Here is a 15545-nt window from a genome sequence, read left to right as displayed (position 1 = left end):
AACGCTGAAAGCATTAGGGCGATTTTTCCATTTATCGATCATGTCTGCTATTCGGTCGGAACGTCCGACAGGCTGCTAGGGGCCGCATGCGTCTTATCCTGATGTTGCTACTGGCCGTGTGCCCCGCATTCGTGTGCGCCGCAGCGCCGGCGGTCTTCGATGAAAATACCCGGGCCCTGCCGCTGGGCGAGCTGATGCAGGTGTTCGAAGACGTGCGCGGCGACAAGAGCATCGATGACATCACCTCGCCCGCCCTGCAGGGCAGCTTCCGGGTACATGACAAGGCGGTGCTCAATGCCGGCTATTCGCGCTCGGTGTTCTGGCTGCGCCTGGACCTGCATTACCGCCCGCACAACCCCACCGCGCACACCCACCAGTACTGGTTGCTGGAGTTGGCCTATCCGCCCCTGGATCACCTGGAACTGTACGAGGAGGATAACCAGGGGCGTTTCCGGCTGACCCAGCGCACCGGTGATGCCCTGCCGTTTTCCAGCCGGCAGATCCAGCAGAACAACTACCTGTTCCCCCTCGACTTCAAGGACGGCGAAGTGCGCCGTGTCTACTTGCGCCTGGAGAGCCAGGGATCGATCCAGGCGCCCCTGACGCTGTGGTCGCCGAACGCCTATCTGGAAGAGCAGCCGTCGCGCCTCTATGTGCTGGGCATCATCTATGGCGTGCTGCTGGTGATGCTGATCTACAACCTGTTCATCTTCGTCAGCGTGCGTGACACCAGCTACCTGTACTACATCCTCTACATCGCCTCGTTCGGTCTCTATCAGGTCTCGGTCAACGGCGCCGGCATCGAGTACCTGTGGCCGAACAACCCCTGGTGGGCGAACGCCGCCACGCCCTTTCTGATCGGCGCCACGGCGCTGTTCGGCAGCCAGTTCGCGCGCAGCTTCCTGCAGACCCGCGAGCACAGCCGCTGGGTCGACCGCGCCCTGTGCCTGCTGATGCTCTGTGGCGTCGTGGTCATGCTGCTGGCGCTGACCGTCAGTTATGCGCTGTCGCTGCGCCTGGCCACCTGCCTGGCGCTGGTGTTCACCCTGGTGGTGGCCAGTGCCGGCGTGCTGGCCTGGCTGCGCGGCATGCGGGTGGCGCGCTATTTCATCATCGCCTGGGCGGCCTTCCTGCTCGGCGGCCTGGTCAATACCCTGATGGTGCTCGGTTATCTGCCCAACCTCTTCCTGACCATGTACGCCAGCCAGATCGGCAGTGCCCTGGAAGTCGGCCTGCTGTCCCTGGCGCTGGCCGATCGCATCAACGCCATGAAGGAAGAGCGCACCCGCATCCTGCAGAGCGCGGGAGAAAAGCTCGAAGCGCTGAACCAGGAACTGGCCGACAGCAACCGTCTCAAGGACGATTTCCTGGCCACCGTGACCCATGAACTGCGTACGCCGATGAATGGCGTCATCGGTTCCCTGGAACTGATGCAGACCCTGCGTCTGGACCCCGAGGCGGAGCAGTACCAGAAGACCGCCGCCCGCTCGGCGCGCGACATGATGGGCATGGTCAACGACATCCTCGCCCTCACCGAACTGCAGTCCGGGCGCCTGTACCCGCGGCGTGAGCCGTTCAGCCTGCGTGGCCTGTTCGACGGTGTCTGCGCCAGTTATGGGCCGCGCGCCAGGGACAAGGGCCTGGACTTCTCCCTCGAGCTGGACGAGCGGCTGCCCGACACGCTGGAGGGCGATGCCGGCAAACTGGCCCAGAGCCTGGGATATCTGCTGGACAATGCCATCAAGTTCACCGCGGCGGGGCAGGTCGGCCTGCGTGTGCGGCAGGGCGGCGAGCAGCGCCAGGAAGCCCTGCCACTGATTATCGAGGTGGTCGATACCGGCATTGGCCTGCACTGTACCAACGAGATCGACCCGTACCGCCGCTTCCATCAGCTCGATACCTCCATGACCCGCGAATACGGCGGCCTCGGTATCGGCCTGAGCATCTGTCGGCAACTGGTCGAACTGCTCGGCGGCAGCCTCGAGCACCAGGCCAACGCCGAGGGCGGGAGCCTTTTCCGCGTGAGCCTGACCTTGAGCCTGCCGGTACAGGCGAGCAGTGCCGCCAGCGTCGTACGGCGCGCCCGCGGTACCGCCGTGCGCGAGCCGGCGCAGTGCACCGTACTGGTGGTCGAGGACAACGCCATCAACCAACTGGTGATCCGTGGCATGTTGCTCAAGCTCGGTTACCGGGTGCGTACCGCGGACAACGGCAGCGAGGCGCTGGAGTGGTTGCAGGGCGAGCCGGTCGACGCGGTGCTGCTCGACTGCCAGATGCCGGTGATGGACGGCTTCGCCACCTGTCGCGCGCTGCGGCTGTTGCCCGGTTGCGAACAGATACCGGTCCTGGCCATCACCGCCCACAGCCAGTCGGGCGACCGGGAGCGCTGCCTGGCGGCGGGTATGAGCGACTACCTGGGCAAGCCGGTGAAATTCGACGAATTGCGCGTGCTGCTGCATGACTGGGTGTTGTGCCGCCCGTCCTGAATACGTCCGAGTCTGGCTGAAATCCCGCTTTAAGCCGGGACAGGCTTCTGCTTCACTGAAGGGGATTCGCGCCGCTGCCGGCCACGCCGTGGCGTCACGCCGGGTTATGGCCAAGCCACCTTTCTGTCCGCGCGCCATCGGCGCCGAGGAGCCCATCGCATGAAACCCAGCCTGTACGCCGAAACCCACGAGGTGTTCAACCAGGCCGTGCCGCTGGAGGGGGCCAACCTGTACCGTCTCGACCTGCCGCTGCAGGAGTGGCTTCGGCATTTCGGCGGGGCCTGGGGCGAGGGGCGTCTGGAGGCCTATGGCGAATTGGCCGGTGGCGAGCTGATGACTGCCGGCTTCCTCGCCAACGAGAACAAGCCGGTGTTCAAGAGCCATGATCGCTACGGCCATCGCCTCGACCTGGTGGAGTTCCACCCGGCCTACCACCAGTTGATGAGCGCGGCCATCGCCCATGGCATCCCGTCCATGCCCTGGGTCGCGCCACGCGAAGGCGCCCAGGTGGTGCGCGCGGCCATGAGCTATCTGCACAGCCAGGCCGAGGCCGGCAGTGGCTGCCCGCTGACCATGACCTTCGCCAGCGTACCGGCGCTGAGGCTGCAGCCGGATATCGCCGAGCGCTGGCTGCCGAAGATCCTGTCCCGCGAATACGACCCGCGCAACCTGCCGATCGAGCAGAAGCGCGGCGCCACCATCGGCATGGCCATGACCGAGAAACAGGGCGGCACCGATGTGCGCGCCAACACCACCCATGCCTATCCGCTGGGCGGCGGCGGCCCTGGCCAGGCCTACGAACTGGTCGGGCACAAATGGTTCTGCTCGGCGCCGATGTGCGATGCCTTCCTCACCCTGGCCTATACCGACAAGGGGCTGAGCTGCTTCCTGCTGCCGCGTCATCGCGACGACGGCAGCCGCAACCAGTTCTATATCCAGCGCCTGAAGAACAAGCTGGGCAACTGTTCCAATGCCTCGAGCGAGGTGGAATATCGCGGCGCCCTGGCCTGGATGATCGGCGAGGAGGGCCGCGGCGTGCCGACCATCATCGAGATGGTGGCCATGACCCGTTTCGACTGCATGATCGGCTCCAGCGCCCTGATGCGCCAGGCCCTCAGCCAGGCCGCCCATCATTGCGCCCAGCGTCAGGTCGGCGGGCGCGCATTGGCCGAGCAACCGCTGATGCAGAACGTGCTCGCCGACCTGGCCCTGGAAAGCGAAGCGGCGCTGGCGCTGACCCTGCGCATGGGCCGCGCGCTGGACCAGCCCGACGACGAGCGACAGCGCAAATTCGCCCGCCTGGTCACCGCCGTGGGCAAGTACTGGATCTGCAAGCGGGCGCCGGCGATGATCAATGAAGCGGCGGAGTGCATGGGCGGCGCCGGTTACGTCGAAGACAGCATCCTGCCGCGGCTGTACCGCGAGGCACCGGTCAACTCCACCTGGGAGGGCTCGGGCAATGTGCAGTGCCTGGACGTGCTGCGCGCCCTGTCCAAGGAACGCGGTGTGCTCGATGCGTTGCTCGCCGAGTTGGGCGACGGTCACGGCGAGCCCCGGCTCAAGGCCCATGTCGCGCGGTTGCACAGCGCCTTGCAAGACCGCGAAGACAGCCAGTACCGCGCCCGGCAACTGACCGAGGACATCGCGGTGGCGCTGCAGGCCGGGCTGTTGCTCGAGTCCGGCAACAGCCTGGTGGCCGATGCCTTTATCGCCGCTCGTCTGGGCGAAGGCGGACGTGTCTATGGGACCCTGCCGCGCGGTATCGACGTACAGGCGCTGCTGGCGCGCAGTAGCCCCTATCCGGCCTGAGAACAGAGCGCTCTTTGCCAAGGTAAAGTCGGTGGATTTTCAGCAGTCTATTTTTTCTTTCAGGAACAATTGGTTACGCTAAGTGTGTTCCCCGCGTGAGCGGGGATGAACCGCCAGGCTTATGTTCTGTAGCTCGCGCCTCTCAGTGTTCCCCGCGTGAGCGGGGATGAACCGGCTGTTGAGGCTCCTGTTGTTCAGTCTCAGCAGTGTTCCCCGCGTGAGCGGGGATGAACCGCTGGTGATTGGTTTCTCGCCTACCGTCCTCCCGTGTTCCCCGCGTGAGCGGGGATGAACCGGTCGTTGGACTCCAGAATCTCGATAGCGCGCTGTGTTCCCCGCGTGAGCGGGGATGAACCGACAAAACGAGTCGTGATGAGATTTTGGAATACGTGTTCCCCGCGTGAGCGGGGATGAACCGGCCCGAAAGGGCCTTTATTGGTTTCTATACGGGTGTTCCCCGCGTGAGCGGGGATGAACCGCAATGGACCACGGCAATATTTCAAGTCACTCCGTGTTCCCCGCGTGAGCGGGGATGAACCGCCAGAGGCGATCACGCTTATGGGGCGCGCCGCGTGTTCCCCGCGTGAGCGGGGATGAACCGCCGCTCCGATTTGGGCGAGCCTACCTGGCGCCGTGTTCCCCGCGTGAGCGGGGATGAACCGCGTGAGTTGGATCGGCTGGGGTAGGGCAGGAAGTGTTCCCCGCGTGAGCGGGGATGAACCGGCGCTTCCGCCCGCAGAACATGGCAAGGACGCGTGTTCCCCGCGTGAGCGGGGATGAACCGTCGTTCCGTCGTGCGGCGCTCGGCGCTTATCGGTGTTCCCCGCGTGAGCGGGGATGAACCGACGACCACGCGCTACGAGCGCTCGCGCCGCATGTGTTCCCCGCGTGAGCGGGGATGAACCGCCAAGTACCGGGCTAGCGTTCGAGGCGAGTTCGTGTTCCCCGCGTGAGCGGGGATGAACCGGCGGCTGGATCGCCAAGGATGGTTACAAGGGGGTGTTCCCCGCGTGAGCGGGGATGAACCGGAACGACGATTCGCGGCCTGCGCCAAAACGGCGTGTTCCCCGCGTGAGCGGGGATGAACCGGTCGCGGGCGAACACCATGAAAAACAGCGCACGTGTTCCCCGCGTGAGCGGGGATGAACCGACGGTACTGAGATTATCTTTTATGTTGCACGTGTGTTCCCCGCGTGAGCGGGGATGAACCGTCCGGGGAATCGTTCGGTTGTGTATCTCTGCCGTGTTCCCCGCGTGAGCGGGGATGAACCGAATTACCAGCAGTGGGCCGCCGGGCGCAAAACGTGTTCCCCGCGTGAGCGGGGATGAACCGAGCGATCAGCCCGACGAGCAGTCGGTTTTCATGTGTTCCCCGCGTGAGCGGGGATGAACCGATAGTCGGGAAACCGACCGAGCTGCGGCACAAGTGTTCCCCGCGCCAGCGGGGATGAACGGTTGTGGGGCTTGCCCTTGGACTTCTTGCCGGTGGGGCGCTCCATCGGGGCCGAATAGACGTTCGGCAGGTCCTCTGTTGCCAGCTCTCTGGAGTGCTGGCACTTTGCATCGTTTGCCGATGCCATGTGATCTTCGACGATCCACAGGAGCCTTAGATGAACGGATTTTCCAGTTTGAGCGATCAGGCCCGCCGGCTCTGGGCCAAGAGCGGCGATGGCTTCGGCCATGGTGTACTGGCCCACCTGCTGGATGTGGCGGCGGTCGCTGAGCGCATGCTGGCGCATGAACCGGCCAGCAGCCTGGATTGGGCGGCACAGGCTCTGGGTCTGGAGCGCCAACATGTAGCGCGCTGGATCGCCTGTCTGGTCGGACTGCATGATTTCGGCAAGGCCATCCCCGGTTTCCAGGACAAATGGGTCGAAGGCCGACAGGTGGATGAGGCGCTGGGCCTGTCCTTTCCGGCGGGTTCGCTGGGCGTGACCGACCATGCCTGTGCCAGCGCCGCGCTGCTCTGGGAGCATTTGCCGCGTCAGAACATCGCTCACCTGCTGTGGGTACACCATGCCTTGCAGGCCATCAGTGCCCACCATGGCTACAACTTCAATCAGATGGAATTCAACCGTGCCAAGCCAGCGTTCGAGCCGCCGGCCTGGGGCGAGGCGCGCCGGGAAGTCTTCGAGGCTTATTGGGCTGTCCTGGCACCGCAAGGCGTGCCGCAGATCGAGGCCCTGTCGCAGCCGGCCGTGCAGTGGCTGGCCGGACTGACCAGCGTGGCCGACTGGATCGGCTCCAATCCCGAGTGGTTCCCTCTGGGTGAACGTCACGAGTCGCTGGCTGAGCATTATGCCGATGCCGGCTCACGGGCCGATCGGGCACTGCGAGCGATTGGCTGGACGCCCTTCCAGCCGCTGTTGAGCGAGCCGAGCGGAGCCGACGAGTTGATCGGACGTATCGTCCAGCGCCCGGAGTTCAGTGCCCGGCCCTTGCAGCGCGAGGCGGATCGTCTGCTCGACGATGTGCAGGGGCCGGCACTGCTGCTGGTCGAGGCACCGATGGGGGAGGGCAAGACCGAACTGGCGTTTCTCGCTCATCTGCGTCTCCAGGTCGCCAACCAGCATCGTGGTCTGTATGTGGCCTTGCCGACCCAGGCTACCGGCAATGCGCTGTTCACCCGGGCCTTGACCTTTCTGCGCGGCTTTGCCGATGAGGCCGAGGTGGATGTGCAACTGGTGCATGGCGGCGCGCTGCTCAACGAGCAGGTGGTGGCGTTGCGTGGCATCCATGGCGTACCGGGCGAGAGCGTCGCTTCGTCCGCCTGGTTCTCCCAGCGCCGCCGTCCGCTGCTTTCGCCCTATGGCGTCGGCACCGTGGACCAGGCGCTGTTCGCTTCGCTCAACGTCAAGCACCACTTCGTGCGCCTGTGGGGGCTGAGCAACCGGGTGGTGGTGCTCGATGAGGTGCATGCCTACGACACCTACACCAGCGGCCTGATCGAGGCGCTGCTGCGCTGGCTCAAGGCCATGGGCAGTTCGGTGGTGCTGATGAGCGCGACCCTGCCGGCACTACGGCGTGACGCCCTGCTGCGGGCCTGGGGCGTGAGTGTCGACGAGATTCCTGAGCTGGCCTACCCGCGCCTGCTGCTGGCCGATGGGCGTGGCCTGCAGGGCGGCACCTGCGAGTCGCGACCCTTGCCGCCGATTCGTCTGCAGGCGATCGGGGAGGATATCGACAGCCTCGTCGCTTGCGCACTGGAATGCTTGCAGCATGGCGGTTGCGGGGCGCTGATCGTCAATACCGTGGATCGCGCGCAGGCCTTGTACCTCAAGCTCAAGGCGCAACTGGGTGACGAGGCGCGCCTGTTGCTGTTCCATGCGCGCTTCCCGGCGGATCGGCGTAGCCAGCAGGAGCAGGCCGTGCTGGACAGCTTCGGTCAGGGTGGCGAGCGGCCGGCCAGGGCGCTGCTGATCGCCACCCAGGTGGCGGAACAGAGCCTGGATATCGACTTCGATTTCATGCTTACCGACCTGGCGCCGGTCGACCTGATTCTGCAGCGTGCCGGCCGCCTGCACCGTCACCAGCGTGAGCGACTGGCCGCCCATCGGCAGGCGACCCTGTATGTGGCCGGCCTGGACGCTTCCACGTTGCCCGATCTGAAAAGCACCGCCTGGGAGTATGTCTACGCGCCCTACATCCTCGGGCGTACCTGGGCGCTGCTGTCACGCGAGCGCGAATTGCACCTGCCGCAGGATATCGACCGCCTGGTGCAGGCGGTGTATGGCGATGCCGAGTTGCCGGCTGATCTGACGGAAACCGATCGTGCCTTTATCGAGGATGAGGCCTTTGGCAGCTATCTGGGCAAGCGCCAGACCGAGCGAATGATGGCGCTCAATGTCGCCATCGACCCGGAGGCCGAGCCTCAGACCGCCTACGCGCAGAAGAATCGCGGCTATGAAGAGGGAGAGGAAGGCCTTGGCCTGCCCAACTACACCCGCCTGGGCGACGACTCCATCAGTCTGATTCCGCTACATGCGGTGCCCGGTGGCTGGAGCCTGACTCCGGGTGGCGAAGCCTTTGACCCAGAGCGGTTGCTGCCCGATGCCTGGGCGAAAAAGCTCTATGCCCGCCAGTTGAAAACCTCGCGCAAGGCGCTGGTCAGGCATTGCCAGGCCGAGGAGGCGCCCCGTGCCTTCAGCGAACATCCGCTGCTGCGCCACCTCAAGCCGTTGCGGCTGACCGAGGGCTGCTTGCAGATCGGTAGTCTGACGGTGCGTCTGGATGATGAGTTGGGGTTGGTTTATCAGGCGGGGACAGCGAAGGAGCTTGCCTGAGTGAGTGCTCGAGCTATCATGTAGAAACGTAACTACATTTTGGTGATTCCATGCAAACCATACTCACCAGTCGTGAATTCAACCAGGACGCCAGCGGTGCCAAACGCGCCGCCAATGAAGGACCTGTGTTCATCACCGACCGTGGCCGGCCTGCGCATGTGTTGCTCAGCATCGAGGAGTACCAGCGTCTGACCGGTGGCCCGGGCAGCATCATCGACCTGCTGGCCATGCCGGGTGTCGAGGACGTCGAGTTCGAGGCGCCGCCTGCGCAGGAGCTGTCGCGTCCGGCGGATCTGAGCTGATGTTCGTGCTTGACACCAACGTGGTGTCCGAACTGCGCAAGGCGAAAAGCGGCAAGGCCGACCCACGTTTGGTGGCTTGGGCACAGCGGCTGCTGCCCGGGCAGTTGTTCATTTCCGCGATTACCGTGCTGGAGCTGGAAACCGGCGTACTGTTGGTGGAGCGCCGCGACCCGCAGCAGGGCGCCATGCTGCGCGCCTGGCTCGATGGCCATGTGCTGCCGGGTTTTGCCGGGCGGATTCTGCCGGTCGATAGCGCCGTGGCGCAGTGCTGCGCCCGCTTGCACGTCCCCGACCCGCGCGCCGAGCGCGACGCCCTGATCGCCGCGACGGCGCTGGTGCACGGCATGACCGTTGCGACCCGTAACGTCGCGGACTTCGCGCCGACCGGGGTGGCGTTGCTCAATCCCTGGGAGTGCACCGATTGAGTTGATCTGACTCATTGGATAGTGGCACTTTGTCTGCTCTACTGGCTCGCAGTCGCTGTATTCAGAGAGAGGTAAATGGAATTGCAGATACCGACATGGAAAGGAGGGGGAGCATGAGCGGGTCTTTCAGCCTTCTCGACGAGCCATGGCTGGCGGTACGGATGCACGATGGACAGGTTCGCGAGCTGGGGCTGCTGGAACTGTTCGAGCGTGCCAGCGAAATCAGCGCCCTGGCGGAAACCGCGCCGCCCAGCCTGATCGCCCAATACCGTCTGCTGCTGGCCATCACCCACCGTGCACTGACGCATGCCCAGGGGCGCTGGACGGACAGCGAGCGGTTGCGCTGGTATCGGGATGGCCTGCCGTTCGCGGCCATTCGGGATTATCTGGAGCACTGGCGCGAACGCTTCTGGCTGTTCCATCCGCAGCAGCCGTTCATGCAGGTGGCGGCGCTGGCCGAGGCTGAGGAAACCCGAGACAAGCTCAAACCCTGGACGCAGATTTCCCTGGCCAGCGCCAATGGCAACGCGCCAGTGGTGTTCGATCACTCCTGCGACCTGGCGCCGCGCAGTATCTCGGCGGCCGATGCCCTGTGCACCTTGCTGGGTTTTCTACAGTTCACTCCCGGTGGTCTGGTCAAGACCCTGCGCGACTCCGACAAGGCTGGTGCCCTGGCCAACACTGCGGCAGTGATGCCGGTTGGTGATTCGCTGGCGCGAAGCCTGTGCCTGGCGCTGCATCCGCCGACCCAGGCGGGGCACGAGGATTTGCCCAGTTGGGAACAGGGGGCGCCGAGCATCGTCCAGTTGCGCGGTGAACCGATGCTGGCGGCCGGTCCTAACGATCGCTATAGCCGCCAGACCCGGGCGGTGCTGCTGCTCCCGGATGAGCAGGGGCGAGTACAGTGGATACGCTTTGCCGCGGGCCTGGCGCTGGGGGATGACCTGCAGGCGCCCGATCCCATGGCCAGCTACCGCGCCGGCAGCAACAGCCTGGTGCGCCTGAGCTTCACCGAGGGCCGCGCCTTCTGGCGCGACCTGCCCGCACTGCTGCCCGATGCCGAGGGCAAGGCCTCCCAGCCTGCCGCCGTGCTGGTATGGGCCGCTAATCTGCAGTTCTACCTGAACGACTCCGTGCAACCGCTTCTGGTCGCCGGGCTGGCCAGCGACCAAGCCAAGCTGCTGCGTTGGCGCTCCGAACGTATCGCACTGCCGGCGGCGCTTCTGGCGGCGCCGGATTATGCGAACGAACTGCGGCGCTATGTCCGCGATGCCGAGGAGCTGTTCGGCGCGCTGCGCAAGTTGGCTGCCGGTATGCTCGCCGAAATCCTGCCCGACCCCGGTAGCAAGGACACCTGGGCCAGAGCGCGCAGCCTGGTTGATGCCGGGCCGGCGGGCACTCTGTTCTTTGCCTCCGCCGAGCGCCATCTGGGACGGGTCATGACCCTGTTGGGCGCTGGCGGGCTGGATGAAGCCGAAGCGCTCTGGCGGCGGAGTCTGCGCGAGGCCGCGCAAGGTGCCTGGCAAGCCATCCTGACGGGCCTGGGACGAAGCGCCAAGGCGCTGTGCGCGGAAGCCCACCATTACCCACGCCTGCTGGGCCTGCTCGCCCCGCTGCAGGATCTACCGACACCCGACAAGGAGGTTCGCGCATGAGTGAGTTCGCGCAGAGCTTTATTGCGCATTTGCAGCGTTTGCACGAGCGTGACCGTGGCGCGCTGGCCATTCTCCGCCGCAGCCTGGGATTCGCCCCTGGCGTCTACGCGCCGGCCTATCCTTATGTGGAGCGCTTCGTCGCGGCCGAGCGGCACGCCCAGGACGCCTCGCGGCTGGCCCTGTATCTGACGGCCGGTCTGTTCGCCACCCATCCCAGGCAGGCGGCGAAGAGCCTGGCCACCAGCCTGGGCGAACTGATGCGCCAGCGTGACAGCGCCAGCATCGAGCAGCGCTTCATCGCATTGCTCAGTGCCGATGCGGAGAATCTCGCGATCTACCTGCGCCAGATCATCAGTCTGCTGGCGGCCGATGATCGCCCGCTGGACTATGGCGTGCTGTTGCGCGATCTGAGTGTCTGGCTCAACCCGTATATCGATTCCGAGCGGCGCAATGCCGTGCGCCAGCGTTGGGCACGGGATTTCTATCGCGCCCTGGCGGCCCCCGCCGCCGACCACACTGCACAAGCTGCCAACGACTGAGAGGGACATCATGAGTCTGTTCGTCGAATTCCACCTGATCCAGAACTTCGCCCCGTCCAACCTCAACCGCGACGACACCGGCGCACCCAAGGATGCTCTGTTCGGCGGCCATCGTCGGGCGCGGGTGAGCAGCCAGTGCTTCAAGCGCGCCATCCGCCTCACGGCTCAGGAGCATGAGTTGGTCGCCCCCGAGTTCCGCGGCGTGCGCACCAAGAAACTCAAGGCGCTGCTGCTGGAGCGCCTGGCCGGGCGTGATCAGGCCGAGGCCGCAGGCAAGATCGAAACGGCCCTGGCCGCTGCCGGCCTCAAGCTCAAGGACGATGGCAAGACCGAATACCTGTTATTCCTTGGCGAAGCCGAGATTGCCGGTTTCGCCCAGTTGATCGAGCAGCACTGGGACGAACTGGCCGGTGCGCCGGCCGGCAGCGAGAAGAAGGGCAAGAAGGAAGCCAAGGCCAGTGCGCCGGCCGAGGTGGTGAAAAAGGCCAAGGCCCTGCTCGATGGCGGCAAGGCGGTGGATGTGGCGCTGTTCGGGCGCATGCTCGCCGATATGCCGGAAGTCAACCAGGACGCCGCCTGCCAGGTGGCCCACGCCATCAGCACCCATCGCGTGGAGCGCGAGTTCGACTACTTCACCGCCGTCGATGACAAGGGCGGGCCGGATGAAACCGGTGCCGGCATGATCGGCCAGGTGGAGTTCAACTCCGCGACCCTGTACCGCTATGCGGTGGTCGATGCCCACAAGCTGCTCGGCAACCTGCAACAGGATCGCGAGTTGACCCTGTCGGCGCTGGAGGCCTTTACCCAGGCCGTGGTGCGCGCCATCCCCAGCGGCAAGCAGAACACCTTCGCCGCGCACAACCTGCCCAGCTTCGTCGGCGTCTGCCTGCGCCATGCCGGCCCGCTGAACCTGGCCAATGCCTTCGAGAAGCCGGTCAACCCGCGCAGCGACAACTCGCTGACCAGCCAGTCGGTGGCCGAATTGGCCAGCCATGAGAGCAAATTGGCGACTGTCTATGCCGATAGCCGCGACCGCTGGGCCTGTCTCGACCTCACCGATGCCTGGCCAGAGCAGAAGGGCCTTCACGTTCAGAACCTGGGCGAACTGGCAGCCTGGGTGCGCATGCAGGTCGCCGGACAACTGGAGGGCTGAACATGGCCACCCTGTTGCTGCGCCTGCAAGGCCCGTTGCAGTCCTGGGGCACCACCAGCCGTTTCGATGAGCGCGATACCCAGTTGGAGCCCTCCAAGTCCGGTGTGCTGGGGCTAGTGTGCGCAGCCCTGGGGCGCGATCGCCGCGAGCCGGTGGATGACCTGGGCGCCTTGCGCATGGGCGTGCGGGTCGACCGTGAAGGTGTGCCGATGCGTGATTACCAGACTGCCACCGGCGTGCTGATCGCCACCGGCAAGGCGGACATGCGGCGCACCGTGGTCAGTCCGCGTTACTACCTGGCGGACGCGGCCTTCCTGGTTGGCCTGGAGGGGCGGGACGAAGCCTTGCTGGCGAGTATCCATGCGGCCTTGCGTGCCCCGCACTGGTCCTTGGCGCTGGGGCGCAAGAGTTTTGCACCGGGCATGCCGGTATGGCTGGCCGATGGTTTCTCGCCTCTGGCACTGGAGCAGGCGCTGGCGTCCTACCCACCGTTATCCTCGTCGCAACGGGGCCTCCAGCAGCCGCTGCGCTGTCTGCTGGAGGATGAGCAGGAAGGTGCCATCCGCCTGGATCAACCGGTCGCACCTTTTGCCGAACGACGTTTTGGCCCACGTTTCGTGAAATCGGGAGTGCTGCATGTACCTGACCAGACTGACGCTTGATCCGCGTAGCGCTCAGGCTCGACGTGACCTGGGCGATGCCTATGACATGCACCGCACCCTGGCGCGTGCCTTCGTGGCGGACGCGGGCAGCTCGCCTGCGCGTTTCCTCTGGCGACTGGAGGCTGGCGGCAATGCCTGGTCAACGCCGGTGGTGCTGGTGCAGGCGGCGACAGAGGGCGACTGGTCAGCGCTGCACGCCCTGCCCAACTACCTGCAACGACCGGTCGAGAGCAAATGCCTGGATCTTGCGCAATGGGTGGAGGGCGGTGCGCGTTACCGCTTTCGCCTGCAGGCCAATCCGACGGTGACTCGCCAGGGCAAGCGCTATGGGCTGCTCGGCGAAGACGAACAGCTTGCTTGGTTGGGGCGGCAGGGCGAACGTAATGGTTTCAGCGTCGAGGCTGCCCTGGTGACGGGCAGCGATAGGCTGGCCAGCCGCAAGGGCGATAGTCGCATCAGCCTGCAGCGTGCGTGTTTCGAGGGGCGCTTGCAGGTACAGGAGTTGACGGCCTTCAGCCGTGCTCTGACTGCGGGCATCGGCCCGGCCAAGGCGTTCGGTTGCGGGCTGCTCAGCGTGGCACGAAGCTGATGCTGCCTCCTCTCAAGCCCCTGCCGATGAAGGATCGAGTGTCGATGATCTTCGTCCAGTACGGGCAGATAGACGTGCAGGACGGTGCTTTCGTGGTAATCGACAAGACCGGCGTGCGCATGCACATCCCGGTCGGTTCGGTGGCCTGCATCATGCTCGAACCGGGTACGCGGGTATCCCATGCCGCCGTGCATCTGGCTTCCACCGTGGGCACCCTGCTGGTGTGGGTAGGCGAGTCCGGTGTGCGCCTGTATGCCAGCGGCCAGCCGGGCGGGGCGCGGGCCGACCGCCTGCTCTACCAGGCCAAGCTGGCGCTGGACGATGACCTGCGCCTGAAGGTGGTGCGCAAGATGTACGAGCTGCGTTTCCAGGAGCCGGCACCGGCCAGGCGCAGTGTCGAGCAGTTGCGCGGCATCGAGGGGGCTCGGGTGCGCGAGACCTACAAGCTGCTGGCCAAGCAATATGGGGTCGAATGGCGAGCGCGCAACTACGACCGCAAGGAATGGGACGCGGCGGATATCCCCAACCGCTGCTTGTCGGCGGCCACCTCCTGCCTGTACGGCATCACTGAAGCAGCTGTATTGGCGGCGGGCTATGCACCGGCGGTGGGCTTTATCCACACCGGTAAACCGCTGTCGTTCGTCTACGATATCGCCGACCTGTTCAAGTTCGAGACCGTGGTGCCGCTGGCTTTTCGCATCGCCGCGAAGGCACCGCAGCAACCCGAACGGGAAGTGCGCCTGGGGTGCCGCGACCTGTTCCGCTCCAGCAGGATCCTGGCGAAGATCATCCCCATCATCGAAGAGGTGCTGGCCGCTGGCGGCATCTCACCACCCGAAGCGCCGCCCGAGTCGGTACCGCCGGCCATTCCCAATCCTGAAAGCATCGGCGATGCCGGCCACAGGGCGCAGTAGTGAGCTTTCTGGTCGTGGTCACCGAGAACGTCCCGCCGCGCCTGCGCGGACGTATGGCCATCTGGCTGCTGGAGGTACGCGCCGGGGTCTATATCGGCGATGTCTCCAAGCGCACCCGGGAAATGATCTGGCAGCAGCTCAGTGAGGGGCATGAAGACGGCAATGTGGTGATGGCCTGGGCCAGCAACCATGAGTCCGGTTACGAGTTCCAGACCCTGGGTCCCAACCGGCGTTTGCCGGTAGAGTTCGACGGTCTGCATCTGGTCGCTTTTCACCCCCTGGACAACCCCGATCTTTAACAAGGAAATGTTGGTAGATTTTTAGCGGCTAATTTTTCCTTTCTGGAACAGTTGGTTACGCTAAGTGTGTTCCCCGCGCCAGCGGGGATGAACCGAATGGCGCACTGACCGCAACGGGTGCAGTCGCGTGTTCCCCGCGCCAGCGGGGATGAACCGTCGAATTCCTGCGAAACGGTCAGCCAGTCGATGTGTTCCCCGCGCCAGCGGGGATGAACCGCGGGTTGGACAGTGAGGGCGGCCTGGGCTTGGGTGTTCCCCGCGCCAGCGGGGATGAACCGGTAATTGATGCTGGAGCGTCGTGATTATTCGTGTGTTCCCCGCGCCAGCGGGGATGAACCGCGACCAACTACAGGCGGTTTAAGCAATGGACCGTGTTCCCCGCGCCAGCGGGGATGAACCGTTGTAGTTGACCTGCGGCAGCGGGCGCGG

12 protein-coding genes and 2 CRISPR repeat arrays (1 of these 14 only partly in view) are annotated in these 15545 nt (G+C 65.1%); all 12 genes read left to right on the top strand.

Annotated elements, in window-relative coordinates:
• Positions 1-86: 86 nt before the first annotated feature.
• The 12 genes from DNK34_RS03190 to cas2e all read left to right on the top strand — a co-directional run bounded on the left by DNK34_RS03190 (position 87) and on the right by cas2e (position 15116).
• Positions 87-2486: a hybrid sensor histidine kinase/response regulator gene (locus tag DNK34_RS03190; RefSeq protein WP_131176789.1), complete on the top strand. Its 2400-nt coding sequence runs from the start codon at positions 87-89 to the stop codon at positions 2484-2486.
• 159 nt (positions 2487-2645) lie between these two features.
• Entirely contained in the window at positions 2646-4295 is a 1650-nt protein-coding gene (locus DNK34_RS03185) for an acyl-CoA dehydrogenase family protein (protein WP_131176788.1), read from the top strand.
• A gap of 84 nt (positions 4296-4379) precedes the next feature.
• Positions 4380-5750: direct repeats of the CRISPR family, unit length 29 nt; unit sequence GTGTTCCCCGCGTGAGCGGGGATGAACCG.
• Between the two features lie 155 nt (positions 5751-5905).
• A complete protein-coding gene (gene cas3, locus DNK34_RS03180; RefSeq protein ID WP_131176787.1) occupies positions 5906-8578 on the top strand; it encodes a CRISPR-associated helicase Cas3' in 2673 nt (890 codons plus the stop codon).
• Between the two features lie 50 nt (positions 8579-8628).
• Positions 8629-8880: a type II toxin-antitoxin system Phd/YefM family antitoxin gene (locus DNK34_RS03175; protein ID WP_131176786.1), complete on the top strand. Its 252-nt coding sequence runs from the start codon at positions 8629-8631 to the stop codon at positions 8878-8880.
• The gene (locus DNK34_RS03170; RefSeq protein WP_131176785.1) at positions 8880-9305 is read left to right on the top strand and encodes a type II toxin-antitoxin system VapC family toxin; all 426 of its coding nucleotides are present in this window, start codon (positions 8880-8882) and stop codon (positions 9303-9305) included. Before DNK34_RS03175 ends, DNK34_RS03170 begins: the two co-directional genes overlap by 1 nt.
• A 113-nt stretch (positions 9306-9418) precedes the next feature.
• Entirely contained in the window at positions 9419-10960 is a 1542-nt protein-coding gene (gene casA, locus DNK34_RS03165; RefSeq protein WP_131176784.1) for a type I-E CRISPR-associated protein Cse1/CasA, read from the top strand.
• Entirely contained in the window at positions 10957-11499 is a 543-nt protein-coding gene (gene casB / locus DNK34_RS03160; RefSeq protein WP_131176783.1) for a type I-E CRISPR-associated protein Cse2/CasB, read from the top strand. Before casA ends, casB begins: the two co-directional genes overlap by 4 nt.
• Positions 11500-11509: 10 nt before the next feature.
• On the top strand, positions 11510-12652 hold the full coding sequence (gene cas7e, locus DNK34_RS03155) for a type I-E CRISPR-associated protein Cas7/Cse4/CasC (protein ID WP_131176782.1): 1143 nt from the start codon (positions 11510-11512) through the stop codon (positions 12650-12652).
• A gap of 2 nt (positions 12653-12654) precedes the next feature.
• Positions 12655-13314, top strand: a complete 660-nt coding sequence (gene cas5e, locus DNK34_RS03150; protein ID WP_131176781.1) for a type I-E CRISPR-associated protein Cas5/CasD — start codon at positions 12655-12657, stop codon at positions 13312-13314.
• The gene (gene cas6e, locus DNK34_RS03145; RefSeq protein WP_131176780.1) at positions 13289-13903 is read left to right on the top strand and encodes a type I-E CRISPR-associated protein Cas6/Cse3/CasE; all 615 of its coding nucleotides are present in this window, start codon (positions 13289-13291) and stop codon (positions 13901-13903) included. The genes cas5e and cas6e overlap by 26 nt, the downstream gene beginning before the upstream one ends.
• Positions 13903-14817, top strand: a complete 915-nt coding sequence (cas1e, locus tag DNK34_RS03140) for a type I-E CRISPR-associated endonuclease Cas1e (protein ID WP_207401614.1) — start codon at positions 13903-13905, stop codon at positions 14815-14817. Before cas6e ends, cas1e begins: the two co-directional genes overlap by 1 nt.
• Positions 14817-15116 (top strand): type I-E CRISPR-associated endoribonuclease Cas2e, encoded by a 300-nt coding sequence (gene cas2e / locus DNK34_RS03135; RefSeq protein ID WP_131176779.1) that lies wholly within the window; start codon positions 14817-14819, stop codon positions 15114-15116. Before cas1e ends, cas2e begins: the two co-directional genes overlap by 1 nt.
• Positions 15117-15182: 66 nt before the next feature.
• A CRISPR array of direct repeats spans positions 15183-15545; the repeat unit is 29 nt; unit sequence GTGTTCCCCGCGCCAGCGGGGATGAACCG; it runs 1621 nt beyond the window's last position.

It is taken from the genome of Phytopseudomonas dryadis (genome assembly GCF_004327355.1).
GTDB lineage: Bacteria > Pseudomonadota > Gammaproteobacteria > Pseudomonadales > Pseudomonadaceae > Aquipseudomonas > Aquipseudomonas dryadis.
The sequence above is the reverse complement of the archived record's forward strand: the minus strand, read 5'-3'. Positions and strand labels throughout refer to the sequence as shown.